The sequence below is a fragment of the Kribbella sp. NPDC049584 genome, from assembly GCF_040675555.1.
GTDB lineage: Bacteria > Actinomycetota > Actinomycetes > Propionibacteriales > Kribbellaceae > Kribbella.
Map to the genome: position 1 here is coordinate 907,156 of NZ_JBFAPF010000001.1, position 18,114 is coordinate 925,269.

Genomic DNA, 18,114 nt, shown 5'->3' on the forward strand with positions numbered 1-18,114 from the left:
CCGCAGTGCGGGCACTCCCCAAACTCCTCACTGTCACCACACTCCCCCGGCACTCCCCGCACCGCGGACACTTCCCGCACTCCCCGCACCGCGGACACTCCCCGCACTTCCCGCACCGCGGACACTTCCCGCACCGCGGACACTTCTCGGGCCGGGGCGCGGGCCCGGGTGGTTGTCCGTGGCGAGCGTTGCATGCTTTCTACTCATCGTGTTCCTCCTTGGGAGGGCGGCCGGGGCGGCGGGGTTTGCTCAGGCCGCCGGGGAGGCGGCCGGCGTCGGCCAGGGCCCGGCGGAGTAGGTACTCGATCTGGGCGTTGGTGCTGCGCAGGTCGTCGGCCGCCCAGCGGGCCAGCGCGTCGTGCACCACGGGATCCAGCCGGAGCAGGATCTTCTTGCGTTCGACAGCCACGGCAGACGACCACTCACTGGTAGAGCGAGCCGGCGTTGACCACCGGCTGGGCGTCACGGTCGCCGCACAGCACCACCATCAGATTGCTGACCATCGTCGCCTTCCGCTCCTCGTCCAGCTCGACCACCTCATGCTCGGACAGCCGGTCCAGCGCCAGCTCGACCATGCCGACCGCACCTTCGACGATCCGCTGCCGGGCGGCGACGACCGCACCCGCCTGCTGGCGCCGCAGCATCGCCTGGGCGATCTCCGGCGCATACGCGAGGTGCGTGATCCGCGACTCGATCACATGCACCCCGGCCGCGTGAACCCGCGCACCGATCTCCGCCGACAACTTCTCGGTGATCTCGTCGGTGCTGTCCCGCAGCGACAGCACGCCGTCCTCGGTGTGCACGTCGTACGGGTAGCTGTTCGCGATGTGCCGGACCGCGGTCTCGGTCTGGATCGCGACGAACTCGACGAAGTCGTCCACCTCGAACATCGCCTGCGCGGTGTCCTCGACCTGCCAGACCACCACCGCGGCGATCTCGATCGGGTTGCCGTCGGCATCGTTGACCTTGGCAACGGCCGTCTCGTGGTTGCGGATCCGGGTCGAGACCTCACGCCGCGACGAGATCGGATTCACCCAGCGCAGACCGTTGGTGCGCACGGTCCCGGCGTACCGCCCGAGGATCTGCAGCACCCGGGCGCGGCCCGGCGAGACCGCGGTCAGCCCGGCGGCGACGATCAGGCCGATCACGAACACCGCGATGCCGAGCACGACCTGCGGGCCCCGGTCGTGGGTCGCGCCGATGATGAGCCCGGACACCCCGGCCACCAGCAATACGAAGGCCAGCAGCGCCATCGGCCATCCGTTCAGATCCCGGCCGGCTCGCTCGGTCACCTTCGGCGCCGGCATCTCCACCGCGACATCCACCATCACACACGCTCCCTTGCTTGAATAGCGCAAAGGTAGCAAAGTGATATCACATTTACAAGCGGCGCCTCAGCCGCACCATCGGCCCCGTCCACCGACCACCGTCCACCGTCCACCGTCCACCGACCACCGACCACCGACCACCGACCACCGAACCCTCTCAGGGGTTGACCCCCGAGACGGTCGGTTGCATACCCGGAATCTCCGGGGTCAAGCGACCGTCTCAGGGGTCAACCCCTCAAACGTTCGAGCCGCGGGGGCGGAGGCGGGGGCGGAGGCGGGGCGGGGGCGGGGGCGGGGCGAGGGCGGGGGCGGGGGCGGAGGCGGGGCGAGGGCGGGGGCGAGGGCGGGGGCGGGCCAGGGGCGGGGCGGGGTTACAGGCGGGGGTTAGGGGAGGCGGGATGCGAGGGACTCGAGGTGGGACTGCCAGAGCGCGGAGTGGGAGTTGGGCAGCGGGTCGATGGCCGAGGCGCCCCAGGCATGGATCGGACGGATGCCGTGCAGGGCGTTCACCAGCCAGGCCTCGGTCGCGTTCTGCAGGTCCTGCGGCGTGGCGGCCCGCTCGGAAACCTCGACGCCCTGATTGGCGGCGATCCGGCGCAGGAGCTGCGCGGTCACCGAAGCGAGCAGCGGACGGTCCGACTGCGGGAAGCAGAGCGTGTCGTCCTCCCACCACGCGACCGCCGAGTACGCCGCCTCGAGCACGGTCCCGTCGGCGTCGAGCAGCAGGATCTCGTCCGCACGATCCGGCGCCGCCTCCTTCAGCTTCCCGAGCAACTCCAGGTCCGGACCTTTGACCCGCGGCGCGGTCCGCGGATCAGGACCTTCGTGTACGGCGACGCGCACCCGACCGCCGATCGGCGGCGCCGGCCGCAGCTGTACGGCGAGCTCACCCGACGTCTGCAGCTCGAACCGCGGGAACCACCGCCCGAACCCGGGCAACCGCCCGGCCTGCTCGTCCCAGAACCGCTCCGCGGCGACCCCCGCCGCGGCGCACGACCGGACGAACCGCTCCCGGTGCAGCTCCAATCCCCGGACCTTGCCATTGGCAACCAGGAACGAATCCGCCACCAGCAGACCACTCATCTCCCCCACCCTTCACCCGCGATCCGCCCCGCCGACGGCTGCCCTTGCTTTCAGCACCATTTCTTCGTACTCCGCGACCGGGTCGGAATCCAGCACGATCGCGCCCCCTGCCCCGATCACAGTCTGGTCCGGCGTCAGCACGGCCGTCCGGATCACCACGCTCAGGTCCGCCCGCCCGTCCAAGGACAGGTAGCCGAGCGCGCCGGAGTACACCCCGCGCGCGCTCCACTCGAGCTCGTCGATGATCTCCATCGTGCGGATCTTCGGCGCACCCGTCATCGACCCCGGCGGGAAGCACGCCCGCACCGCGTCGACCGCGGTCAGGCCGTCCCGCAACCGGCCGCGGACCGTCGTCACCAGCTGGTGCATGGTCCGGTAGCTCTCGACCTGCATCAGCTGCGGCACGGTCACCGTCCCCGGCACGCTCACTCGGCCGAGGTCGTTGCGGATCAGGTCGACGATCATCAGGTTCTCGGCCCGGGTCTTGTCATCCTCGGCCAGCGCCTTCGCCGCGAGCTGGTCCTGCGCCGGGTCGAGATCACGCGGCGCGGTCCCCTTGATCGGCCGGCACTCGGCCCAGCCGTCCGCGTCGACGGTCAGGAACCGCTCCGGTGAGGAGCTCGCCACCGCGAGATCGCCGTACCGGAGGAAGGCGGCGTACGGCGCCGGGTTCGCGGACCGCTGCCAGCGGAAGAACTCGAACGGGTCCTGCACTGCCGGCAGCCGGACCCGGTTGGTCAGATTGACCTCGTACGTCTGCCCCGCCTCGAGCTCCTCCAGGCAGCGTGCGATGCCGGCCAGGTACGTCGCTCGGTCCTGCTCGAGATGCGCCTCGAGGTCGAGCGTGGCGATGGCCGGCGGCTCGAGGCTGCCCATCCACCAATCGGCGGCGGCCTCCTCAGCCCGGTCCAGCCAGTCCTCGCCGGCACCCGGTTCGCCGACCGCGACGAGGTAGGTCAGGTCGTGATCGTGGTCGATGACGACGAACCGGTTCGCCCAGATCCAGAGCGCGTCCGGCGTCGGCGATTCGTGCGCGGCCCGGCCACCGGTGAGCGCCTTCAGCTCGTATCCGAAGTACCCGACATAGCCGCCGCAGAAGAGGCCGGCCAGCTCGGGAGGGGCCTCTGCGGACTGCGCGGCGAGCAGCTCGTTGAGCTCCGCGAAGACGTCGCCGTCGGCAACATCCCGGACGATCACCTCCGCCCCGAGCGAAGTGCCCAGAACGGAGACGCGACGCGACGCACGGTCCGTGAGACTGCCGTCCAGCCAGAACGCGACCGGTTCGGCGGCCAGCAGCTCGCGGTAGACCGTCTCGCCGTCGAGCGCTCGATCGAGCGTCCGGACGGACCAGCGCAGCGCACTCACAAGCACACCGTACCGACCGCGGGGCCCGCAGCGGACCCCAGCGCTCAGGAGATGGTCAGTGCGACCTTCGTGCGCATCGCGGTGATGCGGCGGATCGGGATCGCGACCTCGAGGCCGTCCTTCGATTCGGCGCGATCCGCGAGCCAGGCGGCGGCGGTGTCGCGGCGGACATCCGGCGTACCCGGGAGGTACAGCGCGTTGATCAGCCGGATCGCGTCGTCGCGGCTGCGGATCATGTACACGTACCGCTCGCGCTGGCTCTCCATCACGTCGAAGCCGGCGTGTTTGAGCTGGTCCTTCAGCTCGGTGATCTCGCCACCGGCCGGGAACTGCGGCGTCGACCGCAGCCGCGTGGTCAGGCCGCTCAACGTACGGATGTCCCCACGCCGGAGCGGCCGTACGGCGGGCACGATCGCCGCCAGCACGCCGCCGCGCCGCAGTACCCGGGCCGCCTCCGCGAGTACGTCGGCAAGCGGCTGGAGGACCATCAGGCCCATCGAGCACGTGACGACGTCGAAGACCTCGTTCGCGAACGGGAGGTGGAGGGCGTCCGCCTGCACCTTGGGACCGGGCGCGCCGGCGAGCTGGGCGGGGTTGTTGTCGACACCGACCACCCAGCGCCCGTACAGCTCACGCGCCACCGGCCCGTTGCCGCAGGCGAGGTCGAGCACCCGGCGGGCCTCGCCCGAGACGGCACGGACCAGCCACCGGTACGGCGTGTGGTCGCCGGACACTGCCCGTGACAACAGCGCTTCGGTGCTGCCGGGTGCGGCGGTGTGGAATTCCCGCAGGTACTGCGGCCAATCAACAAAGTTCTCAGACATCGCGGGCTGAACCTACCGGCTGGCGACCCGGCGTACTTCGCCGGGTGCTCAGCGTTAACAGAGAGTTGACGATCAGGGAGCAGGTGCCGAGCTAGACGCGGCTGACGAAGATGTGGCCGGCGGTCTCGTCGCTGATCACGCCGCCGGCCTCGCGGCTGCCGACCAGCACGCCGTCGGTGTCCATCGTCGAGTCCACCTCGCGACCGGGCAGCGCGCCGGCCTTACGCAGGACGGCCATCGCGTCGTCGTCGGTCTGCACCGGCTCGGCGATGCGGCGGACCAGCACCCGCACACTCTCGCCGGTGGACTGGTCAAGAACCTGGTCGAGCGGCTCGACACCGATCCGGAAGTCCTCGATCCCGCTCGCGATACCGCTGGTCTGCAGCTCCTCCAGCCCCGGGATCGGGTTGCCGTACGGCGACTCGGTCGGGTTGTCGAGGATCTTCAGCAGCCGCAGCTCGACCGCGTCGCTCATCACGTGCTCCCAGCGGCAGGCCTCGGCGTGCACGTCCTCCCACTCGAGCCCGATCACATCGACCAGGAGACGCTCCGCGAGGCGGTGCTTGCGCATCACCCGGACCGCCTGCTTGCGGCCGACGTCGGTGAGCTCCAGATGGCGGTCGCCCTCCACCTTGATCAGACCGTCGCGCTCCATCCGCGCAACCGTCTGACTGACCGTCGGACCGGACTGGTGCAGGCGCTCGGCAATCCGTGCCCGGAGAGGGAGGATGCCCTCTTCTTCCAGCTCGTAGACGGTCCGCAGGTACATCTCGGTGGTATCGATCAGCTCGCTCACGACAACCATTCTCACCTATTGAGGCAACCCTTACCGAATCGCTGCTGGGTACTGGCGAATGATGAGCACGATGACAGCGGTGATGTGGTTCCGCCGGGACCTTCGACTGGCGGACAATCCGGCCCTGCTGGACGCGGTGGCTGCCGGTGACGGCCGCGTCCTGGGCGTGTTCGTGGTGGATCCGTTGCTCTGGGAGCGTTCGGGCGATCCGCGGCGGGATCACCTCGCGGCGTCGTTGCGCAGTCTCTCCGAATCGATGGGCGGACGGCTAGTCGTACGGCGGGGCGATCCGGCAACCGTCGTACCGGCGATCGCGGACGAGGTCGGCGCCGCGAGTGTGCATGTCAGCGCGGACTACGGGCCGTACGGACAGCGGCGTGACCAAGAAGTTGAAGCCTCATTGAAGTGTCCGCTGAGGCGGACGGGATCGCCGTACGCCGTGGCGCCGGGACGGGTGGTGAATCAGCAGGGGCGCTCGTACCAGGTGTTCACGCCGTACTTCAAAGCGTGGCTGGAGCACGGGTGGCGACAGCCGGTGCAGGCGCCGGCCGACGTGACGTGGGTGAAGGCTTCCGGCGAGGAGTTGCCGTCCGGAGACGGAGCCGGTGAGCAGGCTGCGCTCCAGCACTGGAAGGCGTACCTCGACCGCATCGCGGCGTACGACGACGAGCGGGACCGGCCCGATCTGGACAGCACTTCGCGGATGTCGGTGCCGTTGAAGTACGGCGAGATCCACCCGCGGACGATGCTCGCCGATCTGGCCCGCGAACGCGGCGCCGGTGCGGAGGCGTACCGCCGCGAGCTGGCCTGGCGCGAGTTCTGCGCGGACCTTCTCGCGCGCCACCCGCACGCCGCATGGAAGCCGCTGCGCCCGGAGTTCGACAAGATGCAGTACGACGAACCGGGCGAACTGTTCGACGCGTGGCGCGCGGGGCGGACCGGGTTCCCGATCGTGGACGCCGGGATGCGGCAGTTGGCCGAGACCGGCTTCATGCACAACCGGGTGCGGATGGTCGTCGCATCGTTCCTGGTCAAGGACCTGCACGTGCATTGGCGGTTCGGCGCTCGCTGGTTCATGAAGTCGCTGCGCGACGGTGATCTGGCGTCGAACTCGCTCAACTGGCAGTGGGTGGCCGGTTGCGGTGCGGATGCGGCGCCGTACTTCCGGATCTTCAACCCGGTAAGCCAGGGCCAGAAGTTCGACCCCGACGGCGAGTACGTCCGCCGCTGGATCCCCGAGTTGCGGCACCTCGACGGCAAGGCGGCGCACGAGCCCTGGCGGTACGGCGCCGACGCCTACCCGGGACCGATCGTCGACCACCGCGAGGCCCGCGCCGAGGCCCTCCGCCGGTACGCCGCGATTCGCTGACCACTCCCTGCCCTTGACGAGCGCTCTCGCCATACCCCTATAGTGCTAGTTACCTAGATGAATGGGGTTATGGATGATCGAGTTCCATCTGGACGGCCGGTCGGGGGTCTCGCCGTACCAGCAGATCGTTCAGCAGGTCCGGAACGCGTTGCGGCTCGGACTGCTGCGGGAGGGGGACCAGCTGCCGACCGTGAAGGACGTGGTGGCCGCGCTGGCGATCAACCCGAACACCGTGCTCAAGGCGTACCGCGAGCTCGAGCACGAGGGTCTGGTCCAGGCCCGGCCCGGGCGCGGCACGTTCGTCACCCGCACCCTCACCGACAACACGCTCGCCGCGCACGGTCCGCTCCGCCAGGACCTCCGCCGCTGGCTGGCCAAGGCGCGCAAAGCAGGCCTCGACGACGAGAGCATCGAGGCGTTGTTCCTGACAACCTTTCGGTCCGCCGCTCAGGAGGACATAGCGTGAACACAGTTCTGCGGGCCCAGGGGCTCGGCAAGAAGTATGGGCGGCGCTGGGCGCTGACCGATTGTGAGCTGGAGGTTCCGGCCGGGCATGTGGTGGGGCTGGTCGGGCCCAACGGCGCCGGTAAGAGCACGTTGCTGAACCTGGCCGTGGGGATGCTGACGCCCACTGCGGGGACCGTCGAGGTGCTGGGGGCGCCGGCCGGGGCGCAGCAGGCGAAGGTCGGGTACGTCGCGCAGGACACACCGACGTACGCGCGGTTGAGTATCGCGGACCACATGCGCCTCGGGCGAGGGCTCAATCCGGCGTGGGACGAATCCCTTGCACAGCAGCGGATCCAGCACCTGAAGCTCGATCCGAAGCAGCGGGCGGGCAAGCTCTCCGGTGGTCAGCGGGCGCAGCTCGCGCTCACGCTCGGTCTGGCGAAGCGACCCGAGCTGCTCGTGCTCGACGAACCCGTCGCGGCACTCGATCCGCTGGCCCGGCGCGAGTTCCTGCAGGACCTGATGGAGGCGGTCGCGGAGCAGGAGCTCAGCGTCGTACTGTCCTCGCATCTGGTCTCCGATGTCGAGCGTGCCTGTGACTACGTGATCGTGCTCGTCGATTCGCGGGTGCAGGTCAGCGGTGAGATCGACACCCTGCTCGCCACGCACTACCGGTTGACCGGTCCGCGCCGCGATCCGAAGGACCTGCCGCGGGACCAGTTCGTCGTGACCGCGAGCCACACCGACCGGCAGTCGACGTACCTGATCCGGACCGAGCAGCCGATCCACGATCCGGCCTGGACGGTCACCCGACTCACGCTCGAGGACCTGGTGCTGGCCTACATGGGCCGCGACGTCCAGCCGGAGCGCCCAGTTCTGGAGGTGCAGCGATGATCTGGCTGACCTGGCGACAGTTCCGCGTGCAGTTCCTGGTCGTCGCAACCGTGATCGTCGCGGCCGCGGTCTTCCTCGCCGTGACCGGACCGAACCTGCTCGACGACTATCACCGACTCACCACCACCTTCATCGACAGCCTCGCCTACGAGCGACTCAACCCGTTGCTGTACCGGATCGGTCAGGTGCTGCTGTACGCCGTACCGCCGGTGATCGGGGCGTTCTGGGGTGCGCCGCTGATCGCTCGCGAGCTGGAGACCGGCACGCATCGGCTGGTGTGGAGCCAGAGCATCTCCCGCTGGCGTTGGCTCGCCGTGAAGGTCGGCGTCACCGGACTGGCCGCGATGGCGATCACCGGGCTGCTCAGCTTCGCTGTGACGTGGTGGTCGGCACCGATCGACGACGCACTGAACACCGGCCAGGATTCAAACACCTACCTACCGCGAATGTTCCCGTCGACCTTCTCCGCCCGCGGGCTGGTCCCGGTCGGCTACGCGGCGTTCGCGTTCGCTCTCGGAGTCGCGATCGGGCTGGTGGTCCGCCGCACCCTGGTGGCACTCGCGATCACCCTGGCGGCGGTGATCTTGATCCAGATCCTCACCCCGTCGTTGATCCGGCCGCATCTGCTGGCACCGGTCGACAGGTACATCGTCGCGACCGCGGACAACATCCGCGGGTTCGGCATCACCGGCGACGGGGCGAATCAGCAGGTGAAAGAGATGGAAGTCGCCACCGGTACGGTCGCCGCCTGGAAGGTCTCCGACAAGACGGTGGACAAGTCCGGCAAGGAATTGAGCACACTGCCCGACTGGACCATGGCGTGTGCGCCCGGGCCGCCGCCTGCCGGCCCCAAGCAGCAGGTGAGGACCACGCCGGCCGAGGTGGCGTGTTTCCAGCGGCTTGCCGACGAGGGCTACCGGCAGCACGTGCGCTACTTCCCCAAGGAGACGTTCTGGGACCTGCAGTGGCGGGAGTTCGGCCTGTTCATGCTCCTGGCGTTGGGGCTGACCGGGTTCAGCTTCTGGCGGATTCGGCGCGACCTGTCCTGAACCGGCGTACGAGGAGGGCTGCCGCGAGGAGGACGGCAGCCACGACCGCGGAGGTCCACGGGAGCGTGACCGCGAGTACGACGCAACCGGTCAGGCCGATCACGTTGACGGCGCGCGGCCAGCGACGCTGGTCGGCCGGCTGGGTGAACGCAGAGGCGTTCGCGATCGCGTAGTACAGCAGGACGCCGAACGACGAGAAGCCGATCACGCCCCGCAGATCGGTGGTGAGCACGAGTACGCCGACGACCGCCGCGAGCGCGAGCTCGGCGTGGTGCGGCACCTGGTAACGGGGATGTACGGCGGCCAGCCAGCCCGGGAGGTCCCGGTTGCGGGCCATGGCGAGCGTGGTGCGGCCGATGCCGGCGATCAAGGCGAGCAGAGCGCCGAGGCTGGCGAGGGCGGCGCCGATCCGGACGATCGGTGTCGCCCAGGCCGCACCGACCCCGTCGACCGCGGACGCGAGGGGCGCCGTGGTCGACGCGGGGTCGCCGGTCCGCAGCAGCGCGACCGCGACGAGCAGGTAGATGCCGATAGCAACGGCTAGCGCGACGGTGATGGCTCGCGGGATCGTTCTGGCCGGCTCACGGACCTCCTCGCCCATGGTCGCGATCCGTGCGTAACCGGCGAACGCGAAGAACAGCAGACCGGCCGACTGCAGCACGCCGTACGCCGAGGTGGGGGCGGACGTGTGATGGTGGGGCTCGCCGGTGTAGAGCAGGACGAGGACCAGGGCGAGCACGACGAACGTGCAGGTGACGAGGATCCTGGTCAGGCGGGCCGTTCTGGTCACACCGCGATAGTTGACGGCGGCAAGGACCAGAACAGCCGCAAGGGCCAGCAGGCGTTGCAGCCATTCGTCGGGAACGACGTACGTCGCGAAGGTCAGCGCCATCGCGGCGCAGGACGCGGTCTTCCCGATCACGAAGCACCACCCTGCGGCGAAGCCCCACCACTCCCCCAAGCGTTCGCGGCCATAGATGTACGTGCCGCCGGACACCGGGTAGACCGCGGCCAACTGTGCCGAGGAGGCTGCGTTGCAGTAGGCGACAACTGCTGCGATCGCCAGGCCGAGGAGCAGCCATGAGCCGGCGGCGTGCGCGGCCGGCGACCAGACCGCGAACACACCGGCACCAACCATCGACCCGAGCCCGATCAGGACCGCGTCACCCAGCCCGAGCCGCCGCGCCAGCCGGGCCTCGCCCGTCTGCTCCGGCCTGGATGCGTTCATGTCAGCTGTCCGCCGCCAACGCCGCCGCGATCTTGTCCTCGGCATCGGCGACGACCTCCTTGGGGGCTTCGGGCAGGACATCGGCCCACAGCGGCAGCATCTCCCGCCTGGCCTCGAGCATTCCCAGCGGCCGCGGGTAGAACCACACATGAAAATGAGCCGAGCCGTCGCCCCAACGATAGACGTGCACCCGGGCGATGTCGCCGAGCGCGAGAACGGCCCGCTCGACCCGGGCGACCATCGGCCCGTAGCTGCGGGCCAAGGCATCCGGCAGGTCGGCGAACGAGTCGTGGTGGGCGCGGCTGGTCAGCCAGACCACGCCGGGGATGGTGACGCCGGTCGCCCGGCAGAGCGCCCAGTCGTCGTCGTACCAGAGCGGTTTGTCCGCAGCGTCCCGGGTGGTCGCGGTGTCGTCCAGGCCGGTGAGCCAGCTGCACAGTCCACAGGGATCCCCACCGGGCTCGCCGACGCGCAGCGGCTCGGGAATCACCCGGGGCTGCGGCTCACGACGGATCAGCGGTTCGGCGTACGGCAGTGTCATGGCGGTCTCCTCCAGGAGAAGCTGATGATGCCGTTAGTGAAACATGCTCGTTGCAGGAAATGCAACAGGCGTGTTTCATGCCTCCAGTACGCCGCGGAGTACCAGGTCGAGGGTCAGGCGCCGGGCCCGCGACCGGGACCAGTGGTGCCGGCCGCGCATGTGCACATAGGTGAAGGCGGCCGACACCATCAGCACCTCGGCCACGTCGCTGACCCGGCCGTGCGGGTGCAGGGTTCCGTCAGCTTCACCCTCACGGAGGAACCGCTCGAACGGATCCAGGAACGAGACCGGCCCGTTGCGGGCCTGTTCCTGATGGAACACCAGGTCCGACGACAACATCAGCGGGAGATGCCGGTCGATCACGTCGAACAGCGCCTCGATCGTGCGGATCAGGCCCTCACGGCCGGTCCCGGAACCGGCCAGCACCGGCCACATCGTGTCCCGGTAGTCGTCGGCCAGCGCGTCCAGCAAGGAGTCCAGCAGCGCCTCGACGGTCAGGCCCTGCCGCCAGAGCGTGACCCGGGACCGGCCGACCTTCTCCGCGACCCGCTCCAGCGTCACCCCGGCCCAGCCGTGCTCGGCCAGTACGGCGATGGCCGCCGTACGCAGCGTCTCGTCCACCGCCACGGTCATCCGCGACCCCTCACTCTTGTGCAACATGATCGTTGCATTGCACCATGACTGTAGCAACCACCTGAGGAGGCGGCGTGGACAGCAGGACCGAGATCCGGGTGCAGTTCACCGACCAGGAGCGGGCCGGGCTCACCGCGCTCGCGGCCGGGCTGCGCGGAGTGGCCGAGTCCGACCTGTCCGAGGAGGACGCGCTGGTCGCGGCGGTCGAGATGGCGCTCACCCGGCTGATCGACGATTTCGAGGTGCCCGACCCGGCGACCCGCGAGCAGGTCCAGGTCGCCCGCGACGATCTGCGCGCGCACTGGATCCGGGGTGCCGCCGGGATCTAGGCCGTCGCCTTCAGCACACCCAGCAGTCGTGCGACTTCAGCCGCCACGGCGTCGCGGGCCGGGCCGAGGTACTTCCGCGTATCGACCAGCTTGGGGTTCTCGGCGAGCACCTCGCGAACGACGCCGGTGAAGACGTTGTTCAGATGGGTGGCGATGTTGACCTTGGTCATGCCGGCCTCGACGGCCCGGGTGAGGTCCGGATCGGCGACTCCCGACGAGCCGTGCAGGACCAGGGGCACCGGCACGGCGTCGCGGAGTTGCGTGATGAGGTCGAAGTCGAGCGTCGCGGTGCGCTCCGTCATGGCGTGGCTCGAGCCGACCGCGACCGCCAGTGCGTCGACGCCGGTGGCCTCGGCGAAGGCGAGTGCCTCGTCGGGGCGGGTGCGGGCACCGGGTGCGTGGACGCCGTCCTTCCCGCCGACCTCGCCGATCTCGGCCTCGACGAAGACCCCGTGGTCATGGCAGTACGCAACCACGTCGGACGTCGCCGCCACGTTGTCGGCGTACTCGAGCTTGGAGGCGTCGTACATCACCGACGTGAACCCGAGCGCGACCGCCTCGGTGACCAGGTCCCGGTCCATCGCGTGATCCAGGTGTACGACGACCGGCACCGTCGCGGCCGCCGCGGCAGCCAGCGTGCCGAGCCCGATCGGCTTGAGCGCGCCGTGGTACTTCACCGCGTTCTCACTGATCTGCAGGATCACCGGCGCACCGACCTGCTCCGCACCTGCGATCAACGCGGTCGCGTGCTCCAGCTGGATCACGTTGAACGCACCGACACCACGACCGGCCTTGGCCGCAGCCAGCACAACCTCGGCCCCGGAAACCAACGGCATGAGAACTCCTTCTAGTGAACGACGACTTGCGGTTGCCAGCGGCGGTAGGCGGCCAGATCGATGTCTCCGGCAACGGGTGTCAGCACCGCGGCAGCCGATGCGGCGACGGCCGACTTGAGGACGACGGACCAGTCGGGCTCGGATGATTCCGCAACAGCTGCCGCGACGACCGCCGTACAGGCATCGCCCGCGCCGGTCGGATTTCCGCTGACGGTCTCGACCGGCAGCGCCCGCCAGACGCCTTTCTTGCTGGCGGCAACCATCCCGCGTGGGCCGTCGGTGATGACCGCAGCGGACGCACCGAGCGCGACCAGCTCCGACGCGCCCTCCTCGACCTCCACATCACCAACAGCAGCACGCAACTCGGACGCATTCGCCCGTACCACCGCGCCCGCACGAGCCGCGGCCGCCAACGCATCACCGCCGGTATCGATCACCGACAGTACGTCGTGATGCCGCGCCCGCACCGCGAGCTCCGCGTAGGCGTCGGACGGCAGTCCCGGCGGCAGGCTGCCCGAACACGCGAGCACACCCATCCGCCCCCACGGCATCCGGTCCAGGAACGCCCGCCACTCGTCGGCACTCACCGTCGGACCGGCCTCGTTGAAGATCGTCGCGTCCCCGTCGACACCGTTGACAATGGCAACGGTACGGCGGGTCTCCCCCGCGATCGGGGTGAGCAGCGCGGTCAGCCCGGCATCGAACAACTCCTCGGCGACGAGCTCGCCCGTCACACCACCGACGAACCCGAGCACCAGCACCTGATGCCCGAGCGTGGCCGCGACCCGCGCGACATTGACGCCCTTGCCGCCCGCTCGCCGGCGGATCCGATCGACGCGATGGCTCCCGCCGATCTGCAGTTCGTCGACCTCGTACGTCACGTCCAGCGCGAGGTTGAGCGTGACGGTCCCGATCAGTCCAGCCACGACCCGGCCCGCATCACTTTCTGCACGGCGTACTCGTCGTCGAGCAGCACCAGGTCCGCCCGCTTGCCGGTCTCGATCGAGCCGACGTCGTACCAGCCGAAGGTCTGCGCCGGCGTCGTCGACGCCATCCGCGACGCGTCCACCAGCGACACTCCGGACTTCACCGCGTTGCGGTAGGCAACGTCCATGGTCAAGGTGCTGCCGGCGATCGAATGCTTGCCGTGGGCAAGCGTCACGAGGCCGTCCTTGACGTCGACCTCGAGGTTGCCGAGCTTGTACCGCCCGTCCGGCATCCCGGTCGCCTCCGTCGCGTCGGTGATCAGCGCGATCCGGTTCACCCCGGCGGCCGCGAGCGCGACCCGGACCACCTGCGGATCGAGGTGCATACCGTCGTTGATCACCTCGAGCAGCAGCCGCTCGTCGTTCAGCGCGGCGCCGACCGGGCCGGGATCGCGGTGATGGAACGGCCGCATCCCGTTGAACAGGTGCGTCGCGACGGTCGCACCGGCATCCGCCCCGGCGACCATCTGCTCGTACGTCGCGTCCGTGTGCCCGAGCGCCGCGACCGCGCCGGCGTCGACGACCTGGCGGATCGCTTCCAGCCCGTTCTCGAGCTCCGGCGCGATCGTCACCATCTTGACCGCGTCGCTGAGCACCTTCGCCACGTCGTCCTTGAGCGGCGGCCGCAGCAGCGCCGGGTCGTGCGCACCACACCGCGCCGCGGACAGGAACGGTCCTTCGAGGTGCACGCCGGCGATCACGCCGTCGGTGATCAGCTCCGCCAGACAGGCGGTCTGGTCGACGAGTACGTCGAGCGGCGACGTCACGAGACTGGCGAGCGTGGTCGTCGTACCGTGCTTGCCGTGGAAGGCCGCGACCTTGCGCGCTTCCTCCGGATCGGTGGTCGAGTACGTCGACCCGCCGCCACCGTGCGTGTGGATGTCGACGAACCCCGGCACGACGGTGACGTTGCCCAGATCCTCGGGCCGCTTGCCGTCGGCGGGCATCCCCTCGGACCGGCGCCCGAACGCGTGGATGTCCTCGTCGACCACCTGGATCCAGGCGTTCTCGAGTACATCGTCCGGCGTGACCACCCGGCCCACGCGGTACGTCGTCATGCCGTCTCCTCCTCGTCGGCGTTAACGCTGTCCCACGCCATCTGCGCGGCGCCCAGCATGCCCGCCTCCTCGCCCAGCACCGCGGCCACGATCTCGGGCTCGCGCTGGAACGTCAGGCGCGCATGCACACCCTCGCGCAGCGGCTGCAGCAGCGTCTCGCCGGCCCCTACGAGGCCGCCGCCGATCGCGATGCGGGTCGGTGCGACCAGAGTCGTATAGAGGACCAGAGCGTCGATCAGAGCCGCCAGCGCGTCCTGCCAGACCTGTGCCGCGTCCGGGTCTCCGGCCGCGAGCAACTCCATCACCTCGCGGGCGCCGTCGACGGTTCGTCCCGTCCGCGCCGTGTACCGCCTGGCCAGCGCGGCGGCGGAGGCGACCGTCTCGAGGCAGCCCCACTGACCGCAGGCGCAGAGCTCGGCCGCGTCGCCGTAGATGAACTTCGAGTGGCCGAGCTCACCGGCGTACCCGTCACCGCTGACCAGGGATCCGTCCACGATCATCGCGGCGGCGATCCCGGTGCCGAGGGGCAGGAACATCGAGTTCGTCGTACCGGCCAGGGCGCCCTGGCGCAGCTCGGCGTACCCGCCGCCGCGGACGTCGTGGGCGAGAACGATCGGCACATCGTCGCTGATCGCCGCCTTCAGCTCGGCCAGTACCGGTGTCGCGACCCACTCCAGGTTCTCGGCGCCGACCGTCCCGTGCTCGGCGTCGATGACGCCGGGCACCACGACGCCGATCGCGCGCACCCGGTGCCCGTCGGCGGTCGCCTTCTGGCTGAGCTCGACGACGGTCTCCAGCAGTGCGTCGAGCACGGCACGGCCCCCAGCGTCCCGGGGAGTAGGCCTGGTCTCGCGGTGCAGCACGGCACCGTCGGCGGCGACCAGGCCGCACTTCATCCGGGTTCCACCGAGGTCGACGGCAACCACGACTTCACAGGGGTCCACGGAGCGCCATTATGCAGCGTTACCCGGCGGTCCGAACATCCATGAGCAAAACACGGGACAAAACTCACGTGGACCGGGGCGCGGTGTGAAGGGGTGTGCAGCGGGGTGAATCAGTGTCTCCCGGGAGCCGTGGGCAGGGAATCCACGGTTTCCGGGGGATCCACGATGCGGTCAGGCCCGCAGGCCGCGGTCGAAGGCCGCAACCAGGAACGCGACCAGGTTCTCGGCGAGCTTGCCGGGATCCTCGGTGTTCACAGGGTTCGCAGTGTTCGCAGCGCCGGCGGCACCCGGCGTCGGGGACAGAGCCTGTGACTGGTGCAACGCGAGCAGACCGAGCATGTTCATGTACCCGAAGGCGACGGCATCCGGCGACGCCTGCGGCAACGCCCGCTGCAGCGCGGCCAGGTACCGGCTCTCGATCGGATCCGACTCGGCGGCGTACAGCTCCCGGATCCGCCGGCTCGGATCGAACGCGATCCGGCCGATGAACCGGGCGACCACGGCACCGCGCTCGCCCCGGCGCAGTACGAGTTCCAGCCCGGGCTCGATGAAGGCCCGGATCAGCTCCTCCGGCGTCGGCGCCCCGCCGGCCTCCAACTGGTCCAGCCGGCGCCGCCGTTCGGTGTTGACCGGCGCCATCGCACGCGCCACGGCAGCCCGTAGCAACGCTTCCTTCGAACCGAAGTGATAGTTGACCGCCGCGATGTTCGCGGCCGCCGCGACCGTGATGGCCCGCAGCGAAGTGCCCTCGTAACCCCCTTCTCCGAATCGTTGCTCAGCCACGTTGAGCAATCTCTCCCGGGTCGTTTCGACCGGTGTCTCCACAGAGTTCTCCTTCCCCCCAGCCACTGCTCGCGCAGGCACCCCACCTGCTCACGCGCAGTAGCCTGCAGTCAGCATAGTTCAAACGGTCGTTTGAACTGGAGGGCTCAGCTCAGTTGTTCCGAGAAATCCTCAGATTTCTCTGAAACCCTTTCCTTCCCACGGTTCTCGGCACTCACACCTCCAGCACAGACCGTGTACGACCGGGTGAAACCTGTTATTGCGTTAGGGTCCGGAGCCATGACTTTCGTGCGGGTCGACCAACGATTCCGGGGGCCGGAGCGATCGGGCAACGGCGGATACGTCGCCGGCCTGGTCGGCACCACGTTGGCGGCGCAGCTCAACGGCGTACACGTCCCGCAGGTCCGGTTGCGGATGCCGCCGCCACTGCAGAAAGACCTCGCCCTGGCGGCCGACGCCGCCGGCGCTCAGCTGACCGACGGTGACGAGCTGGTCGCGGACGCAGTACCGGTCGACAGCGGTTTCCTCGCCGACGCGACGATCGATCCCGTCCCGGCGGACGAAGCCCGGGCCGCGGAGGCGGCGTACCGGGGGCTGCAGGACCACCCGTTCGCGAACTGCTTTGTCTGCGGCCCCTCGAACCAGGCCGGTCTTCAGCTCCGGCCAGGGCCGATCGGCGACGGGCGTACGGCGTGCACCTGGAAGCCCGCGGCGGATCTGGCGACCGGCGGACTGGTCGATGAGCTGTTCCTCTGGGCGGCGCTCGACTGCCCCGGCGGCTGGACGATCGACCTCGAAGGCCGGCCCTCGGTGCTCGGCCAGCTGACCGCATGCGTCGACGCGCGCCCGCAGGTCGGCGAGGAATGCGTCGCGCTCGGCCGCTACCTCGGCGAGGACGGCCGCAAGACGTTCACCGCGAGCACCTTGTACGACGCCGACGGCCGCGTACTCGCCCGCGCGAAGCACACCTGGATCACGGTGGACCCGGCGGCCTTCAACTAGAAAACACAGAAACTAGCGCGCTCGCGCCGCGTGGGCGCGGACCTTGGCGCGATTGCCGCAGGTCGCCATCGAGCACCAGCGCCGGCGCCCGCGCGGGTCGAGGAACAACCACCCGCAGGACGGGCAGGTGCGGACGTGCTCACGGGACGGGCCGGTGAGCAGGTCGCCGGCCAGTACCGCCAGGTTGTGGAGCGGGAGCGCGAGGTCCTCCCGCAGCTCCCAGGTCAGCCCGTCATCGGTCGACACGAGTCGCCGGCCGCCGTACGCCTTCTCGATCACGCGCGCGGCAGCCTCGAAGGTCGTCGCGGTGGCCTGGTCGGTCAGGACGTCGTACAGGTCGACGCGGAAGTCCAGCGTGGCCTGCAACCGCCGTGCCACCTCGCTCGAGCTGCGGCCGGCCTGCTCGATCAGCCGGAACACGGTGGCCGGCGACAACAGGCCGACGTACGAGTTCCAGATCAGGAAGGCTTCGTACGACGTCAGCCACTCGGTCCGGGCGGGGCCACGGGTGGTCCACTCGGACCGGGTGTTGACGAAGTCGAGCACCGGATGCGCGCCGACCGGCCTCGGCAGGACGACGCCCTGCACCAGCTCGAGGTGGGACGGCAGCGAACTCATC

At 69.6% G+C, this 18,114-nt stretch carries 21 protein-coding genes; 6 read left to right on the forward strand and 15 right to left on the reverse strand.

Annotated features, from left to right (window positions below):
- Positions 1-199: 199 nt before the first annotated feature.
- The 6 genes from AB0J62_RS04500 to AB0J62_RS04525 all read right to left on the reverse strand — a co-directional run bounded on the left by AB0J62_RS04500 (position 200) and on the right by AB0J62_RS04525 (position 5,396).
- Positions 200-409: a hypothetical protein gene (locus AB0J62_RS04500; protein WP_363864347.1), complete on the reverse strand. Its 210-nt coding sequence runs from the start codon at positions 407-409 to the stop codon at positions 200-202.
- Between the two features lie 13 nt (positions 410-422).
- Positions 423-1,328, reverse strand: a complete 906-nt coding sequence (locus AB0J62_RS04505; protein ID WP_363864349.1) for an SPFH domain-containing protein — start codon at positions 1,326-1,328, stop codon at positions 423-425.
- A 384-nt stretch (positions 1,329-1,712) separates the two neighbouring features.
- Positions 1,713-2,411: an aminotransferase class IV gene (locus tag AB0J62_RS04510; protein ID WP_363864351.1), complete on the reverse strand. Its 699-nt coding sequence runs from the start codon at positions 2,409-2,411 to the stop codon at positions 1,713-1,715.
- Positions 2,412-2,423: 12 nt separating this feature from the next.
- Positions 2,424-3,776, reverse strand: a complete 1,353-nt coding sequence (gene pabB, locus AB0J62_RS04515) for an aminodeoxychorismate synthase component I (RefSeq protein ID WP_363864353.1) — start codon at positions 3,774-3,776, stop codon at positions 2,424-2,426.
- 44 nt (positions 3,777-3,820) lie between these two features.
- Complete coding sequence (locus tag AB0J62_RS04520; RefSeq protein ID WP_363864355.1) at positions 3,821-4,600, reverse strand: class I SAM-dependent methyltransferase; 780 nt, start codon at positions 4,598-4,600, stop codon at positions 3,821-3,823.
- Between the two features lie 91 nt (positions 4,601-4,691).
- Positions 4,692-5,396: a metal-dependent transcriptional regulator gene (locus AB0J62_RS04525; protein WP_238160532.1), complete on the reverse strand. Its 705-nt coding sequence runs from the start codon at positions 5,394-5,396 to the stop codon at positions 4,692-4,694.
- 61 nt (positions 5,397-5,457) lie between these two features.
- On the opposite strand from AB0J62_RS04525, the gene AB0J62_RS04530 reads away from it, so the two are divergent.
- From AB0J62_RS04530 to AB0J62_RS04545, 4 genes are all read left to right on the forward strand, one after another.
- Entirely contained in the window at positions 5,458-6,765 is a 1,308-nt protein-coding gene (locus AB0J62_RS04530; RefSeq protein WP_363864357.1) for a deoxyribodipyrimidine photo-lyase, read from the forward strand.
- 73 nt (positions 6,766-6,838) lie between these two features.
- Positions 6,839-7,231, forward strand: a complete 393-nt coding sequence (locus tag AB0J62_RS04535; protein WP_165549724.1) for a GntR family transcriptional regulator — start codon at positions 6,839-6,841, stop codon at positions 7,229-7,231.
- A complete protein-coding gene (locus AB0J62_RS04540; RefSeq protein WP_363864359.1) occupies positions 7,228-8,106 on the forward strand; it encodes an ABC transporter ATP-binding protein in 879 nt (292 codons plus the stop codon). Before AB0J62_RS04535 ends, AB0J62_RS04540 begins: the two co-directional genes overlap by 4 nt.
- Positions 8,103-9,155 carry an ABC transporter permease subunit gene (locus AB0J62_RS04545; protein WP_363864361.1) on the forward strand — a complete coding sequence of 351 codons (1,053 nt, stop codon included), beginning with the start codon at positions 8,103-8,105 and terminating at the stop codon, positions 9,153-9,155. The genes AB0J62_RS04540 and AB0J62_RS04545 overlap by 4 nt, the downstream gene beginning before the upstream one ends.
- Here AB0J62_RS04545 and AB0J62_RS04550 read toward each other — a convergent pair.
- The 3 genes from AB0J62_RS04550 to AB0J62_RS04560 form a co-directional block, all read right to left on the reverse strand.
- Positions 9,121-10,383 (reverse strand): APC family permease, encoded by a 1,263-nt coding sequence (locus AB0J62_RS04550; RefSeq protein ID WP_363864363.1) that lies wholly within the window; start codon positions 10,381-10,383, stop codon positions 9,121-9,123. The genes AB0J62_RS04545 and AB0J62_RS04550 overlap by 35 nt on opposite strands.
- 1 nt (position 10,384) lies before the next feature.
- Positions 10,385-10,924: a hypothetical protein gene (locus AB0J62_RS04555; protein WP_363864365.1), complete on the reverse strand. Its 540-nt coding sequence runs from the start codon at positions 10,922-10,924 to the stop codon at positions 10,385-10,387.
- Positions 10,925-10,999: 75 nt separating this feature from the next.
- On the reverse strand, positions 11,000-11,557 hold the full coding sequence (locus AB0J62_RS04560) for a hypothetical protein (RefSeq protein ID WP_363864367.1): 558 nt from the start codon (positions 11,555-11,557) through the stop codon (positions 11,000-11,002).
- Positions 11,558-11,631: 74 nt separating this feature from the next.
- On the opposite strand from AB0J62_RS04560, the gene AB0J62_RS04565 reads away from it, so the two are divergent.
- Complete coding sequence (locus tag AB0J62_RS04565; RefSeq protein WP_363864369.1) at positions 11,632-11,886, forward strand: hypothetical protein; 255 nt, start codon at positions 11,632-11,634, stop codon at positions 11,884-11,886.
- Here AB0J62_RS04565 and AB0J62_RS04570 read toward each other — a convergent pair.
- From AB0J62_RS04570 to AB0J62_RS04590, 5 genes are all read right to left on the reverse strand, one after another.
- Positions 11,883-12,722 carry a class II fructose-bisphosphate aldolase gene (locus AB0J62_RS04570; protein WP_363864371.1) on the reverse strand — a complete coding sequence of 280 codons (840 nt, stop codon included), beginning with the start codon at positions 12,720-12,722 and terminating at the stop codon, positions 11,883-11,885. The genes AB0J62_RS04565 and AB0J62_RS04570 overlap by 4 nt on opposite strands.
- A gap of 11 nt (positions 12,723-12,733) precedes the next feature.
- Positions 12,734-13,648 carry a hexose kinase gene (locus AB0J62_RS04575; RefSeq protein ID WP_363864373.1) on the reverse strand — a complete coding sequence of 305 codons (915 nt, stop codon included), beginning with the start codon at positions 13,646-13,648 and terminating at the stop codon, positions 12,734-12,736.
- Positions 13,636-14,766 (reverse strand): N-acetylglucosamine-6-phosphate deacetylase, encoded by a 1,131-nt coding sequence (nagA, locus tag AB0J62_RS04580; protein WP_363864375.1) that lies wholly within the window; start codon positions 14,764-14,766, stop codon positions 13,636-13,638. Before nagA ends, AB0J62_RS04575 begins: the two co-directional genes overlap by 13 nt.
- Positions 14,763-15,710, reverse strand: coding sequence for an ROK family protein (locus AB0J62_RS04585; protein WP_363864377.1), 948 nt, complete (start codon positions 15,708-15,710; stop codon positions 14,763-14,765). Before AB0J62_RS04585 ends, nagA begins: the two co-directional genes overlap by 4 nt.
- Positions 15,711-15,881: 171 nt before the next feature.
- Positions 15,882-16,493: a TetR family transcriptional regulator gene (locus AB0J62_RS04590; RefSeq protein ID WP_363864379.1), complete on the reverse strand. Its 612-nt coding sequence runs from the start codon at positions 16,491-16,493 to the stop codon at positions 15,882-15,884.
- 279 nt (positions 16,494-16,772) lie between these two features.
- On the opposite strand from AB0J62_RS04590, the gene AB0J62_RS04595 reads away from it, so the two are divergent.
- The gene (locus tag AB0J62_RS04595) at positions 16,773-17,495 is read left to right on the forward strand and encodes a hypothetical protein (protein ID WP_363864381.1); all 723 of its coding nucleotides are present in this window, start codon (positions 16,773-16,775) and stop codon (positions 17,493-17,495) included.
- Positions 17,496-17,507: 12 nt separating this feature from the next.
- On the opposite strand, the gene AB0J62_RS04600 is transcribed toward AB0J62_RS04595, so the two are convergent.
- Complete coding sequence (locus AB0J62_RS04600; RefSeq protein ID WP_363864383.1) at positions 17,508-18,113, reverse strand: CGNR zinc finger domain-containing protein; 606 nt, start codon at positions 18,111-18,113, stop codon at positions 17,508-17,510.
- Position 18,114 lies beyond the last annotated feature (1 nt).

Excerpts from the sequence above, each read along its gene's own strand:
- AB0J62_RS04595 (WP_363864381.1), top strand. The coding sequence starts at position 16,773 with ATGACTTTCGTGCGGGTCGACCAACGATTCCGGGGGCCGGAGCGATCG.
- AB0J62_RS04510 (WP_363864351.1), bottom strand. The coding sequence starts at position 2,411 with ATGAGTGGTCTGCTGGTGGCGGATTCGTTCCTGGTTGCCAATGGCAAG.
- AB0J62_RS04560 (WP_363864367.1), bottom strand. The coding sequence starts at position 11,557 with ATGACCGTGGCGGTGGACGAGACGCTGCGTACGGCGGCCATCGCCGTA.
- AB0J62_RS04520 (WP_363864355.1), bottom strand. The coding sequence starts at position 4,600 with ATGTCTGAGAACTTTGTTGATTGGCCGCAGTACCTGCGGGAATTCCAC.
- AB0J62_RS04600 (WP_363864383.1), bottom strand. The coding sequence starts at position 18,113 with ATGAGTTCGCTGCCGTCCCACCTCGAGCTGGTGCAGGGCGTCGTCCTG.
- AB0J62_RS04550 (WP_363864363.1), bottom strand. The coding sequence starts at position 10,383 with ATGAACGCATCCAGGCCGGAGCAGACGGGCGAGGCCCGGCTGGCGCGG.
- AB0J62_RS04555 (WP_363864365.1), bottom strand. The coding sequence starts at position 10,924 with ATGACACTGCCGTACGCCGAACCGCTGATCCGTCGTGAGCCGCAGCCC.
- AB0J62_RS04570 (WP_363864371.1), bottom strand. The coding sequence starts at position 12,722 with ATGCCGTTGGTTTCCGGGGCCGAGGTTGTGCTGGCTGCGGCCAAGGCC.
- AB0J62_RS04545 (WP_363864361.1), top strand. The coding sequence starts at position 8,103 with ATGATCTGGCTGACCTGGCGACAGTTCCGCGTGCAGTTCCTGGTCGTC.
- AB0J62_RS04530 (WP_363864357.1), top strand. The coding sequence starts at position 5,458 with ATGAGCACGATGACAGCGGTGATGTGGTTCCGCCGGGACCTTCGACTG.
- AB0J62_RS04535 (WP_165549724.1), top strand. The coding sequence starts at position 6,839 with ATGATCGAGTTCCATCTGGACGGCCGGTCGGGGGTCTCGCCGTACCAG.
- AB0J62_RS04505 (WP_363864349.1), bottom strand. The coding sequence starts at position 1,328 with ATGGTGGATGTCGCGGTGGAGATGCCGGCGCCGAAGGTGACCGAGCGA.
- nagA (WP_363864375.1), bottom strand. The coding sequence starts at position 14,766 with ATGACGACGTACCGCGTGGGCCGGGTGGTCACGCCGGACGATGTACTC.